At 63.6% G+C, this 13,086-nt stretch carries 13 protein-coding genes; 6 read left to right on the top strand and 7 right to left on the bottom strand.

Features of this window, described 5'->3' with window-relative positions:
* Window positions 1-117: 117 nt before the first annotated feature.
* Together ACLP2E_RS05810 and ACLP2E_RS05805 are read right to left on the bottom strand one after the other, a co-directional pair.
* Window positions 118-816 carry a DUF1345 domain-containing protein gene (locus ACLP2E_RS05810; RefSeq protein ID WP_442462269.1) on the bottom strand — a complete coding sequence of 233 codons (699 nt, stop codon included), beginning with the start codon at window positions 814-816 and terminating at the stop codon, window positions 118-120.
* Window positions 817-820: 4 nt separating this feature from the next.
* Complete coding sequence (locus tag ACLP2E_RS05805; protein WP_442462268.1) at window positions 821-1,753, bottom strand: polyprenyl synthetase family protein; 933 nt, start codon at window positions 1,751-1,753, stop codon at window positions 821-823.
* Window positions 1,754-1,831: 78 nt separating this feature from the next.
* On the opposite strand from ACLP2E_RS05805, the gene mtgA reads away from it, so the two are divergent.
* Complete coding sequence (gene mtgA, locus ACLP2E_RS05800) at window positions 1,832-2,560, top strand: monofunctional biosynthetic peptidoglycan transglycosylase (RefSeq protein WP_442462267.1); 729 nt, start codon at window positions 1,832-1,834, stop codon at window positions 2,558-2,560.
* Here mtgA and hisG read toward each other — a convergent pair.
* The 3 genes from hisG to hisS all read right to left on the bottom strand — a co-directional run bounded on the left by hisG (window position 2,550) and on the right by hisS (window position 6,259).
* Window positions 2,550-3,539, bottom strand: coding sequence for an ATP phosphoribosyltransferase (gene hisG / locus ACLP2E_RS05795; protein WP_442462266.1), 990 nt, complete (start codon window positions 3,537-3,539; stop codon window positions 2,550-2,552). The two genes, mtgA and hisG, sit on opposite strands and share 11 nt — an antisense overlap.
* A complete protein-coding gene (locus ACLP2E_RS05790; RefSeq protein ID WP_442465398.1) occupies window positions 3,540-4,646 on the bottom strand; it encodes an ATP phosphoribosyltransferase regulatory subunit in 1,107 nt (368 codons plus the stop codon).
* Window positions 4,647-4,759: 113 nt separating this feature from the next.
* A complete protein-coding gene (hisS, locus tag ACLP2E_RS05785; RefSeq protein WP_442465397.1) occupies window positions 4,760-6,259 on the bottom strand; it encodes a histidine--tRNA ligase in 1,500 nt (499 codons plus the stop codon).
* A gap of 114 nt (window positions 6,260-6,373) precedes the next feature.
* Here hisS and ACLP2E_RS05780 point away from each other — a divergent pair, with 114 nt between their 5' ends.
* The 4 genes from ACLP2E_RS05780 (at window position 6,374) to ACLP2E_RS05765 (ending at window position 11,018) form a co-directional block, all read left to right on the top strand.
* Window positions 6,374-7,291: a TIGR01459 family HAD-type hydrolase gene (locus ACLP2E_RS05780; protein ID WP_442462263.1), complete on the top strand. Its 918-nt coding sequence runs from the start codon at window positions 6,374-6,376 to the stop codon at window positions 7,289-7,291.
* A 109-nt stretch (window positions 7,292-7,400) separates the two neighbouring features.
* Window positions 7,401-7,856, top strand: a complete 456-nt coding sequence (locus ACLP2E_RS05775) for a MaoC family dehydratase (protein WP_442462262.1) — start codon at window positions 7,401-7,403, stop codon at window positions 7,854-7,856.
* A gap of 29 nt (window positions 7,857-7,885) precedes the next feature.
* Window positions 7,886-8,839 (top strand): bifunctional riboflavin kinase/FAD synthetase, encoded by a 954-nt coding sequence (locus ACLP2E_RS05770; protein WP_442465396.1) that lies wholly within the window; start codon window positions 7,886-7,888, stop codon window positions 8,837-8,839.
* Between the two features lie 79 nt (window positions 8,840-8,918).
* Window positions 8,919-11,018, top strand: coding sequence for an ABC transporter ATP-binding protein/permease (locus ACLP2E_RS05765; RefSeq protein WP_442462260.1), 2,100 nt, complete (start codon window positions 8,919-8,921; stop codon window positions 11,016-11,018).
* A 60-nt stretch (window positions 11,019-11,078) separates the two neighbouring features.
* Here the strand turns inward: ACLP2E_RS05765 and ACLP2E_RS05760 are convergent, their stop codons facing one another.
* On the bottom strand, window positions 11,079-11,651 hold the full coding sequence (locus ACLP2E_RS05760) for an NnrU family protein (protein ID WP_442465395.1): 573 nt from the start codon (window positions 11,649-11,651) through the stop codon (window positions 11,079-11,081).
* 73 nt (window positions 11,652-11,724) lie between these two features.
* Window positions 11,725-12,654: a hypothetical protein gene (locus ACLP2E_RS05755; RefSeq protein ID WP_442462258.1), complete on the bottom strand. Its 930-nt coding sequence runs from the start codon at window positions 12,652-12,654 to the stop codon at window positions 11,725-11,727.
* 361 nt (window positions 12,655-13,015) lie between these two features.
* Between ACLP2E_RS05755 and ACLP2E_RS05750 the strand changes: the two genes are divergently transcribed.
* Window positions 13,016-13,086 (top strand): Hsp70 family protein (locus ACLP2E_RS05750; protein ID WP_442465399.1); only part of this gene is annotated, 71 nt, incomplete at its 3' end.

Raw genomic sequence — 13,086 nt, 5'->3', positions numbered from 1 at the left:
AAGGCGATGACGCTTCGCGGCGAGGGCATCGCCAAGGAATTCGAGAAGATCGTCGAGGATTATGTCGCCCAGCGCTTTGGCGGCAAGAACGCCAGCGCCGCGGAGTGAGCGACGAGCTTATCCTCCTACGAACCCTGCGCCTATGTTGATCGACATGGCCAGCACGGCGTTGTTGTAGAAAAACGCCAGCACGCAATGGACCAGCGCCAGCCGGCGCAGGGGCCGGCCGGTGATATTGGCGTCGGCGGTGGCGCAGGCCACGCCGATCACATAGGAAAAGTACAGGAAATCGATATAATCCGGGCAATCCACGCCGGGAAAATCTATGCCGCCGCACCATTTGCCCCCGGTATCGGGTTTGGAGACGCGGAAGAACTCGTGCGCGTAATGCAATGCGAAAGTCAGGTGGACGAACAGCCAGGAGCCGAGAATCGTCAATAGAGCCAGCAGAATATGCAGGCTTTTGATGTTGAACGGCAAATCCTTGATCGAGGCGAGCTGGGCGAAAATCGCGCCGAAAGAAGCCGTCGAAGCCACCGCCGCAAGAGTCAGGATGACATTGCGACCCTCATCCTGCAGTACGGCGCGGCGGTGGATGTCCTTATGCTCCGAGCGCAAGATCATCTGTCCGGCGGCGGCGAGATAAAGCCAGATGCCCGCATTCCAGCCGATCAAGCCCCGCGTCACTGGCCGCCAGGAAGCCGGCAGGACCAGCCCGACGATCACCCCGATCAGGGCGCAGACGAAAAGGCGCGGACGCGCCCGAATGATGCGCAGCGGTTTCGGCCAGCGGCGATTGGCGGGCGCCAGCGACATGTGTTCAGGATTTCCGGTTGACGGTGAAACGCGCCGCTTCGACGAGAATGGCCGCCCTGGCGCCGAAGCGGCCGTCTTCCAGCGCATGAATAGCCTGCTGCGCGAGGGCGTCGCGCTTCTTGCGCGCCTCCGGCAGGCCGAGCGCGGCGACCAGGGTCGCCTTGTTGCGGTCGGCGTCCTTGCCGGCGCGTTTGCCCAGCGCCTGCTCGTCTCCCTCGGCGTCCAAAATGTCGTCGGCGACCTGAAAGGCCGCGCCGAGCGCCGAACCGTAGCGGCTGAGCGCCGCCTTCTGCTTGGCGTCGGCCCCGCCCATGCGCGCGCCGGCCTCGACCGCGCAAAGCAGAAGAGCGCCGGTTTTCATCGCCTGCATCAGGGCGACGAAACCCGCCTCATGCGGTGTCTTGCGGCCTTCGGCTTCGAGATCGAGCGCCTGACCGCCGACCATGCCGCCCAATCCCGCCGCGCGGGCGAGCATCAGGGTCAGATCGGCGCGCACCGTCGGGTCGTCATGGGTCGGCGCATCGGCGACAATGTCGAAAGCATAGGTCAAAAGGCCGTCGCCCGCGAGGATCGCGGCGGCCTCATCGAAAGCCTTGTGCACGGTGGGGCGTCCACGCCGCAAATCATCATCGTCCATCGCCGGGAGGTCGTCATGAACCAGCGAATAGCAGTGAATCATCTCCAGCGCACAGGCGGCGCGTAAAACGCCTTCGTCTTCAAGGCCGAACAGCCGCGCCGTCTCGACCAGCAGGAACGGACGCAGTCGCTTGCCGCCGCCGAGCGCCGCATAACGCATGGCGTCCAGCAGCCGGGTGGGACGATCCTTTTCGCCGGGAAGGCAATGCGGCTGCAACAGGCTGTCGAGCATGGCTTCGGTCGCCTCTGCGACCGCGATCAGGCGCGCGGCGAATTGATCCCTCGCAAAATCCGCCGTCATGCCGCCTCTCCCTTTCGCGCAAAAATCATTGGAAGTTCGCTTGCCCGATGCGCCGCCTTGGGTCAAGGTTTTTGGCCGATGACGCCCCAATCCGCCCCTTCGCGCCGAACACCGCCGCCCTCTGCGCCGTTCCGGGCTCTGATCTGGCTGCGGTGGCTGCTTCTGGGGCTCTTGGTGGTTTTGGTCGGCCTGTTGCTGTTCGACACCATGGCCGAGCCGGTTTCGACCTTGATGCTCGGTCGCTGGCTGACCGGGCAAAAAGTCCAGCGCGTCGCGGTCCCGCTGGAAAAAATCTCGCCATATCTGCATCAGGCCGTGATCGCCTCGGAGGATGCGCGTTTCTGCCTTCATTCCGGCGTCGACTGGCGGGCCTTGCGCACCGCCGTGGCGGATCGACAGGACGGCGCAAAAAACGGCGGACGTGCGCGCGGCGCCTCGACCATCGACATGCAGACGGTGAAGAATCTGTTTCTGTTTCCAGGCCGCCTGGTCTTGCGCAAGGCGGTGGAAATCCCGCTGACCCTGAGCTTGAATTTCCTGTGGTCGAAGCCGCGGATTCTCTCGGCCTATCTCAATATCGCCGAATGGGGTGACGGGGTTTTCGGGGCGGAGGCGGCGGCGCGGCTTTATTATCACAAACCGGCCGCTAGCCTGACGCCGCGCGAGGCGGCGCTGCTCGCCGCCGCCCTGCCCAATCCGCGCAAGCGCGACCCGCGCCGGCCCGGCGCCCTTTATTCAAGAATGGCCGGCAAGATCATGGCGCGGATGGCGTCGGGCGGCGCGCCGACTTTTTGCCTCAAGCGGTGACGCAGACGTCGAGCCGGCCGATCAGCCGCTCGTAAAGCGGATTGACCGACGTGAACACATAATCGAGCTGGCGCACCGCGACATGGTCGGCTCCCTGGCCGATCAGGAAATCCGCCAAGGCCGGCGCCTGATCCTTCGGAGCGACGAAAACCGCCTCTCCATCGGCGCCGCGCATGCGCAATTTCGCGCCGAAACGCGCCAGATGCGCCTCAAAATCCTCCGGATCGCGCAGCAGGACGGCGACGATTTCGCGCGTCGTGCGCGCCTCTTCCTCGGCGGCGATGCGCGCCAAGATTTTGCGAGCCACCTCGCGCAATTCCGGCGTCCAGGCGGCGCCAAGCGATGCGACGAGATTGGCCTCCGAGCGCAGGATAACCCCGTCGTCGAGGATCTTCAGCCCATTGGCGATCAGCGTGGCGCCGGTCGAGGTGATGTCGACGATCAGCTCCGCCTGGCCGGCTGCCGGCGCGCCCTCGGTGGCGCCGAGGCTCTCGACAATGTGATAGTCGGCCACGCCCTTGTCGCGGAAGAAGGCGCGGGTGGTGTTGACATATTTGGTGGCGACGCGCATCCGCTCGCCGCGCCGGGCGCGATAGGCCGAGGCGACATCTTCGAGATCGGCCATGGTGCGCACGTCGATCCAGGCCTGCGGGACCGCGACGACGACATTGGCGTGGCCGAAGCCGAGCGGCGTCAGCAAGGCGACTTTGCTTTCGGCCTGAGCCTCGCGCACCAGGTCCTCGCCGGTGACGCCAAGATGTGCCGCGCCGGATGCAAGATTCTTGACGATTTCCGACGCCGAGAGGAAAGCCACCTCGACGCCTTCGACCCCTGACAGGGCTCCGCGATAGTCTCGGGCGCCGCGCCCCTGCGTTACCGTGAGGCCGGCACGCCCGAAAAAAGCGTTGGCGTTTTCCTGCAAACGGCCTTTGGAAGGCACCGCCAGCACCAGCTTGTCGCCGGAGATAAGCTCGCTCATCTATCGCGCTCCATTTGCCGGATTGAGCCGCTCGATCCAGATCGCCGCGCCGACAGCGGGAATGTCGGATTTGGCGCCCAGCGTCGACAACAGGCGGTCATAGCGCCCGCCGGCGAAGACCGGCGCGTCGTCAGGCGCCCCGGCCTCGAACGCCTCGAATACGAAGCCGGTATAATAATCGAGGTTGCGGGCGAAGCCGGCGGAAAAATGGATCGCGTTCAGGTCTATCCCGCGCGCCGCAAGGAAATTGAGGCGCTGGTCGAAAGAATCCATCTCAGGCGTCAGATCGAGTCCCACGGCCTCGAAAAGCGTCCGTAATTTCGCCGACGCCTTGTCCGGATGGCCTTCCACAGCGAAAAACTCCGCGAGCACGACCCGCTTGTCGGCGTCAAGCCCCGCGCCGGAGCGCAATTCCGCCTGTTCGAGGAAACGATCGGCGATTTCGCCGGAGGTGCGTCCGCCAAGCGCCGAAATGCCGGCGATTTTCAGCAAGTCCTCGACCAGCGCCCGGGCGCCCGCCTTGTCGGCGCCGTCCAGCGCCGCAAGCACGCCGGAATGATCGACCGCGCCCTCCATGACAGGATTGAGGATGTCGTCGAGTTTCTGGCCCTTGGCCAGGCCGCTGCGGATGCGGCGCAGCCAGACCGGCGGCAGGGCGAGCTTTTCGAGCAAGGCGGTCAAAAGACTCGCATCGCCGATGCGAATGCTCCAGTCGCGCGCTCCAGCCGCCTCAAGCGCCAGAGCCAGGATTTCGGCGTCGGCGGCCTCGCGGTCGTCGCGGCCGAAATTTTCAACGCCTGCCTGGAGGAATTCCGGCGAAAGGCCTGGCCGTTGGCGGAAAACCGGGCCGTGGCAGCAGAAGGCCGCCGCTTCGCCCGCCTGCGGAGACGCGAGGTAAGCAAGCGAAACGGGGATGGTGAATTCCGGACGTAGGCAGAAATCTGCGGCGCTGTCGGAAGCCCGCAACAGGCGCCCGCGCATGTCCTCGCCCGAAAGATCGAGAAAGACGTCGGCCGGCTGCAATATCGAGGGGTCGCAAGGCAAATAGCCCGCCGCTTCGAGCTTTTGCAGAAAAGCCTCGCCCCTCTGGTCCTGACCGGCGCTCATCCCTGACTCCCACAAGCGGAAAATGGCCCGCAGTTCCGGCCTGCTTTAGCAAAAGCGCTCAGCCCGCGCATCCACTTTCGCCCGGAAGGGTTTACGCGCGCGAAGGCGGGAAATCAAAGCCCGTGGCGCTCGAGAATTTCCCGCACCGCCGCGACCATGTCGGATTCGAGCGCCGAAGTCTGCGCCGGACGCGCGGCCTTCCATTCCTCGTTGGAGCCGATGGCAGCCGCCGCCCTCGCCCCTTCGATCAGATCCTTGATCTGCACTTCCTGGCGCTCGCGCTCGTTCGAGCCCTGGATGACGACGCAGGGGCTTTTCCGCCGGTCGGCATATTTCATCTGCGCCTTCATCCCCGCCGCCCCGAGATATAATTCGGCGCGGATTCCAGCGTCGCGCAGGCGCGCGACCAGGCCCTGATAATGCGGCAATTGATCGCGATCCATCACCAGCACCACCACGGGGCCATTATTCGGCGCGCTGGCGACAATTGGCGAGTCGATCGCCTTCAAGGCCGCGTAGAGGCGCGACACTCCGATAGAGAAGCCGGTCGCTGGAACGTCCTCGCTGCGAAAACGCCCGACCAGCCCGTCGTAACGGCCGCCGCCGCCGACGGAGCCGAAACGGATTGGCTGACCCTTCTCATCCTTCACCGCAAGGGTGAGATCGGCCTCGAAAACCGGCCCGGTGTAATATTCCAGACCGCGCACCACCGAAGGATCGAGGGTCAGCCGGCTTTCATTATAATCGGCCGCCTTGGCGAGATCGTTAATGGCGCGCAATTCGGCCACCCCCACCAGCCCACGGGGCGACGTGGCGACGATTTCCGCCAGTGCGGTCAGGGTCTGCGCGTTGGTGGCGCGACGGGCGTTGGTGAAGGCCAGAACCCTGTCGATCGCCGCGTCGGCAAGGCCCGCGCCCTTGGTGAAATCGCCGGATTCATCCTTGCGGCCGCCGCCCAGCAGCAGGCGCACACCTTCGGGGCCGAGACGGTCAAGCTTGTCAATGGCGCGTAAAACCACCAGACGACGGCCGGCGTCATCGACGCCGCCGAGGCCGATCGCCTCCATCACCCCGTCGAGGATCTTGCGATTGTTGATCTTGATACAGTAATCGCCGCGGGCGATTCCGAGCTTTTCCAGCGTATCGGCCGCCATCATGCAAAGTTCGGCGTCGGCGGCCGGACTCACCGAGCCGATCGTGTCGGCGTCGAATTGCAGGAACTGGCGGAAACGGCCCGGCCCCGGCTTTTCATTGCGGAACACGAAGCCGCCGCGATAGGAGCGATAGGGTTTCGGCAAAGACTCGAAATTTTCGGCGAAATAGCGCGCCAGCGGCGCGGTCAGGTCATAGCGCAGCGACAGCCACTGCTCGTCGTCGTCCTGGAACGAAAACACGCCTTCGTTGGGCCGGTCCTGATCGGGCAGGAACTTCCCGAGCGCCTCGGTATATTCGATGGCCGGCGTCTCGACCGCCTCGAACCCGTAAAGCTGGTAGATCTGCCTGATAACCGCGAGCATGGAATCGACGGCGGCGATCTCAATGGCGCCGCGATCGGCAAAGCCGCGCGGCAGGCGCGCTTTGACAAGGGAGACGGCGGCTTTGGCTTCGGTCATGATCTCGTTCCGTTGGGATGCGCTGTCATAGGCGGCGACAGGGATCGAGACAAGCCTCGCCTCTCAGGCTTTTCGCGCCTTGACTTCGAGACAGGGTGCGTTTAGCCGCGTGGCATGACTGAAAAAACCGACAACCTGGGTCAGCACGGCGGCGCGGTTTTGACCAGCTTGGCTGAGATCTGCGAGCGTTACGACGCCGTCTTGTGCGACATCTGGGGCGTCCTGCACAATGGCGTGAACGGTTTCACCGCCGGGGCCGAAGCGCTGCGTAATCTGCGGCTGTTGGGCAAGCCCGTGACACTCATCACCAACGCCCCGCGCCCCAAGGCGGAAGTAGCGGCGCAACTGGCCTCGCTCGGCATAAGTTCGGAATTCTACGACGCCATCGCCACTTCCGGCGATGTCTGCGCCGCAGCGATTGTCGAGCGGTCGCCGCAGCTTCCCTTCCTCATTGGCCCCGATCGCGATCTTCCGGTTTTTTCCGCCGCCACCGCCATGGCCGGGGGGCGGAAAATCGCGCCGGCGCCGCTGGAGCAGGCCGATTTCGCGGTCTGCACCGGCCTCGTCGACGACACCACGGAGACGCCGGCCGATTACGAGACGCTGCTCGCCGCCTTGCGGGCAAAAAATCTGCCGATGATCTGTGCCAATCCCGATCTCGTGGTCTATCGCGGCGAGCAACTTGTCTATTGCGCCGGCGCCCTGGCGGAGCGTTACGAGGAAATGGGCGGCGAGGTCGAACAGGCGGGAAAACCCTATGCCGCCATCTATCGCCTGGCGCTCGGCCTGCTCGAGCGGGCGCGCAGACGCCCGCTCGATCTCGACCGCGTGCTGGCCATCGGCGACGCCATGCACACCGACATAGCCGGCGCCGCGGCCATGGGCCTCGACAGCCTGCTGATCACGGAAGGCATCCACCGCAAGGAATTGCATGAGGGCGAAGGCGGTCCGCTCGACGCCGAAGGCTACCGGCAATTCGTCGACGGCCACGGCATATCGCCGGTCTACCGGATGAACCGGCTGGCATGGTGATGGCGTCAAAATTTCCTTCGGCTTGATTTCGCCGCGTTTCATGCGAAAACAACTTCCATGTTTTCTCGCCCCGTTGTCGCGAGCCGCGCCCCCTCAAAGAAAGATCCCGATGTCCGAGCCGTTCAAAACCTATTATTTCGAGGATTTAAGCGTCGGCATGCGCGAATCCCTGATGAAAACCGTGATGAACGAGGATGTCGTCGGATTCGCCGAACTATCGGGCGATCACAATCCTATCCATCTCTCCGAGCATTTTGCCAAGAAATCGCGGTTTGGCGAACGCATCGCCCACGGCCTCTATACCGCCAGCCTGATTTCGGCGGTGCTCGGCATGTACCTGCCCGGGCCAGGCGCGATCTATTTGCACCAGACCCTGAATTTCAAGGGTCCGGTCAAGATCGGCGATGTGGTGGCGATCAGCGTCGAAGTGATCGAACTGGTCGAAAAAGGGCGGCGCTGCAGATTGCATTGCGAAGCCACGGTGGATGGCAAGGTGGTGCTCGACGGCGAGGCCATCGTCATGGTGCCGCCGCGCGAACCGGCCCCCCGGAAAACGGAAGCCTGACGACCGTTTCCGCTGCTGGAATGCTAAATATGACGCCGAAAAAGCCATTCATTCTCAGCGTCGATCCGGTGCGGCCGCCGGAGGGTCTGACCGGCGCGGTTGTCGCCATCGGCAATTTCGACGGTGTGCATCGCGGCCATCGCGCGGTGATTTTTCGCGCGAAAAATCTCGCTCAACGGCTGGGCCGGCCTTGCGCGGTGCTGACCTTCGAGCCGCATCCGGCGGACTTTTTTGCAAGCGGCGAGAAAATCTTCCGCCTGACCAGCCGTGAAGCCAAGGCGCATCGACTAGCCGAACTCGGCCTTGACGGCATGATCGTCTTCACCTTCGACGACCATCTGGCGAAGCTCGACGCCGGGGCTTTTCTGGGTGAAATACTGGTGCGACGGCTCGGCGTCGCCGCCGTGGTGGTCGGCTATGACTTCCATTTCGGCGCCAAGCGGTCAGGCACGCCACAATTTCTGCGCGAACAGGCGGAAAAATACGGATTTCTGGTCGAAATCGTCGAAAAAGTCGTTGCAGACGAGGAAGGTTCGCTCGACGCCGTCTCCTCCACCGCGACGCGCGAGGCGCTGGAGCGCGGCGACGTCGCCGCCGCCGCCGCCCTGCTTGGCCACCCCTGGTCGCTGACCGGGCCGGTGATCCATGGCGCCAAGCTCGGGCGGCAACTGGGATATCCCACCGCCAATCTCGCGGTGGACTCGGCCTGCCGGTTGAAACATGCGATTTACGCGGTCGAAGTCGCCATCGACGGCGAAGTTTTGAAGGGCGTCGCCAGTTTCGGCCGTCGTCCGACCGTCGACAACGGGCCGCCGCTGCTGGAAGTCTTTGTCTTCGACTTTTCCGGCGATCTTTACGGCAAGGAGATCGAGGTCTTCTTCATCGACTTCCTCCGGCCCGAAAAGAAGTTCGACTCGCTCGACGCCCTGCTGGCGCAAATTCGGCGCGATGAAATGGCGGCGAGAGAGATATTGGGCCTTTGACGGCGGCGAAGCCTCCGCGGAAGGCTCTACGGGAAGTCGCCAAAAATTCGCGGGACGCTCCGCAACGCGAGGGTAGAAAATGAGAATTCTCGGACTGGCGGTCGCGCTTTTTGCTTTCCTTGCCGCCGGCGTCGGCTGGAAGATCGGCGACACCACCCTCGAACTGCTCGGCGTGGCTTCGCTGATCGTGTTCTATTGCTGCGAGCGCAGCGCGCCGGTCTCGAGCTTCCTCAAGATTTTCATCGCTCTGTTCTCTATCGAGACCGTGGTCTTCGGCCTCGCCGATCTCGCCGCGCGTTTCGGCTATTGGCCGAAGTCGCTGGAGGAGGCCACGCCACCCGACACCTTGGCGCTGACCGTGGCTGTTTTCGCCATATTGGTCTTCGCCATTTCCCACATTCCGGTCGTGCGCGCCATGACCCGCATCGCCGACCGCTTTTTTGACCATGCCGACGAAACCGTAGCCAATTTCGGGCCGCTGCGCCTGAAAATGCTGAAGCGCGTGCTGGCCACCGGCATGGTGGTATTCCTCGTCCTGCTCAACCAGGCGCAGGTGGCGATCACCGTGCGGCTGAATTTCTTCAACCGCGATTTCTTCAACGCCATCCAGGAAAAGAACGGCCCCGAATTCTGGCGCATGTTGATTTGGGTGTTCACCCCCTGGGCCTTCGTCTATGTCGCCAGCGCGGTGGTCGAATATGTCGTCAGCTCCTATCTTGTCCTTCGCTGGCGGCGCTGGCTGACGCGATTCTATATTTCGCACTGGCTGGAGCGGCACACCCATTACCGCATGTCGCTGATCGGCGGCATGACCGACAACCCCGACCAGCGCATCGCCGAGGACGTCGCCCGCTTCATCGATGGCGGCGGCGAAGGCGGCGCCTATGGCCACGGCGTCTATAATTATTCGATCCTGCTGATCTCGACTTTGTCGTCGCTGGTTTCCTTCGCCATCCTGCTATGGAGCCTGTCAGCGAATTTCACGTTTCCGGGCACCAATTTCGCTTTGCCCGGCCTGCTGTTCTGGGTCGCCCTGCTTTATGCCGCGACCGGCACCTTGATCACCCATCTGATCGGCCGGCCGCTGACGCGCATCATGTTCACGCGGCAGAAGGTCGAAGCCGACTTCCGTTTCTCGCTGGCGCGGCTGCGCGAATATAGCGAACAGGTGGCCCTTCTGAACGGCGAGAGGGCGGAGCAGTTCAGCCTTCGCGAGCGTTTCGGCGCCGTGATCGCCAATTACCTGGAAATGATCGACCGGCGCAAAAAGCTCGTCGCTTTCACCGGCTTTTACGGCCAGATCAGTCCGATCATTCCTTACGTCTTTTCGGCGCCGTTCTATTTCTCCGGCAAGATTGCTCTCGGCGTGATGACGCAGACGGCGCAGGCCTTCGGGCAGGTGGAAGGCGCCCTGACCTTTTTCATCTCTTACTACACCTCGCTCGCGGGCTTTCGCGCGGTGCTGGAGCGCCTGACCTCCTTCGACGCCGCCATAGAGGCTGCCCAGGCCGAAGAAGGAATCACCATCGCCGCCGACGCCCCCGCGCCCGCCCTGCGCGGAACAAATGTCTGCCTGCCGACCGGCAAGCCGCTGCTGCAAGGGGTGAATCTCGCTTTGGCCCCGGGCCGAAACCTGCTCGTCACCGGCCCCTCTGGCTCCGGCAAATCGACTTTGTTCCGCGCCATGGCGGGCGTCTGGCCGTTCGGCGACGGCGAAGTTTCAACGCCCGCCGCCGGCCGGATGCTGCTGCTGCCACAAAAACCCTATATTCCCATCGGTACTTTGCGTCAGGCGGTGGTCTACCCCACCGAACCGGACCTTCATGCCGACTCCGCCATTGAGGCGGCGCTGACCGACGCGCATCTGCCGCAACTGGCGGCAAATCTCGACGAGGTCGACAACTGGGCGCAACGGCTTTCCGGCGGCGAGCAGCAAAGGCTGGCCATCGCGCGCGCCTTGCTCGCCAAGCCCGACTGGCTGCTGCTCGACGAGGCCACCGCCGCGCTCGACGAAGAGACGGAAGCGTCTATTTACGCCATGCTGGCCGTCCGCTTGCCGGATACGACACTGGTTTCGATCGGCCATCGCTCGACCCTCGCCGCTTTTCACCCGGCGCGGGCGAAGGTGCTGCCCGGCGCCAAGGGCGGCCCGGCGAGCGTCGCCCTGCTGGCGAAATAAGAGCGTGCGAGCGACGCGGATGCGGTTCGCGCGGGATCCGGCTTCAATCCCATCGAGGCTTTAACCCGGCAGAAGCGGGACGCCCGCGAGCCTATGCAGCCAGAACAAAGTGGCGGCCCATAAGACGACGCCGACCAGCAGGGCCGCCACGTCGCCGCCCCACTCCCGCGCCGGGGCGCGAGCGGCGGGCGCGCGGCGCGAAACGGAAATCCGGTCATAAACTGCGAAGGCAAGGAACGGGCCGAACAAAAGCAAAGCGAGAAGATCGCCATTGGCGAAAAGATGCGCCAGCGCCCAGATCATGATCGCCGCCAGCATGGGATGGCCGACTTTTTCGCGGATATGCGAGGGAATATAAGCGGCTGCGATCAGCACGAAGGCCGGAAGCATAAGTGCGAAGGCCAGATGCCGCGACCACACGGGCGGCGACCAGATCCACGCATCCTGCGCCGAGCCGCGCATGACTGAAACCCCATGAATGATCAGGATCAGGCCGAGAAGCGAGGCTGCGGTAAATATCCCCTTGAAAGGCCCGAGGCCGAACCGCTCGACCAGACCGGCGCGAAAAGGTGGAAATGTCGGTGTCACATGGGCGCCAAAGAACAGAATGAGGCCAATTATCAAAGTCGCCATGGTGTCCCCGTCTGCCTTCCTGAGGACGGAAAGCCGGACGATCATAGCTCACATCGACTGATGGGCGGGAGGCTTAAAACGCAGGGCCGCCTTGCTGCTCGGTCGCGGGCTTGGCGGCGGGTTTGCGCGCGGCAGGCTTGGCTGTGGATTTGGCGACTTTTTTGTCTTGCTTGCCGGGGTTATCCGCCGCCAGGCGAGTCTGGAGGCGGTAATCGCGCGCCTCGGTCAGGCGAAGGTCGCAAAAGCCATGCGCTTCCTCGCGGTCGTAATCGCGGCAGGTCTGCGCCCGGCTGGCCGAGAAAGCCGCCTGCTCCTTGACCGCAGCCTGGGTCGCAGCCTTGTCTTTCTTGTTTTTGGCCAGCAGGCTGCGAAAATGCGCGCTGACGCTTTTTTCCGACACGGTGCGCTCGCGCTCGATCGATTTCACCTGCGCCTCATCGAAGCTGTCGCCGGGCGGTCCCCATAAACCAGCGGCGTCGGCGCGACAATCGGCCTGCGGAAAAGCGCAGGCCCCATTCTGGCTTGTCGCGCGCAAGGCGCCGTTGAGAACATCGAATTGCAGCGGACAGGCGGAAGCATCGAGCTCGTAGCGCTGCACGCCGTCGGGCGCGCCCATAGGCTTGAGCGCCAGCGAGTCGGCGTCGCCCATAGTCACTTCGCAGGTCTGGTTGGGCTGGGAGATTTTATCGCCGACGAGCGTCAGGCGCGACAGTCGCAGATCGGCGCCAGATTTTTCGACCTGCACGACGCCGCGCGCGCCGGAAAGGCTGAGCGGCTTGCCAACAATGGTATCGACGGAGGGCGGTTTGGCGGGAGCGAAATGACGGTCGACCGCAGCCTCGCCGCCGGGGCTGCCGCCGCCTGGTCGATGCAAGGCCGGCGGCGCCCCCGACTGGCCCACCGGCGTCGGCGCGGCGACCGCCCCAGGCAGCACCATTTGCGCGCGGCTTGCGGCCGGCGCCAAGGTCAGGAAAATCGTGGCGGTGAGGACAATCGGGCGCATGGTCTGTTTATAGAATAGGAAAAGAAAATTTTTTATCTTTCTTCGCGCCCTTCCGCAAGAAATGCCCAGGGGAAAAATAACGAGGACAAAAAAATGGCGAGCCCCCGCCAAAGGTCGAGGGAGACTTTGCGACCACCGCCGAGGAAGCGTCGGCTGCACAGGTTGTCGAGTTTGCCGTTCACTTATCCAACTCGATCAAGCTTGCGGGCAAAAATCCCCGCCCCTATATCAGCAGCGCTCTTGTATGCGGGCGCACTCATCCCAATCTGAACGCAAGTCGGGGACCGGGCGTGACGAAGGTCCGCCCATAACCGGACCGCTTCGGGGTCCGGCGGTTCTGCCAGGAAAGGAAAAATTACACATGGCTAAAGTTATCGGCATCGATCTCGGCACCACCAATTCCTGCGTCGCCGTGATGGAAGGCTCCACACC

The sequence above is a fragment of the Rhodoblastus sp. genome (assembly GCF_052145335.1).
Taxonomy (GTDB): Bacteria; Pseudomonadota; Alphaproteobacteria; order Rhizobiales; family Beijerinckiaceae; genus Rhodoblastus.
Note: the sequence above shows the minus strand (reverse complement) of the source record. Positions and strands in the feature narration are given on the sequence as shown.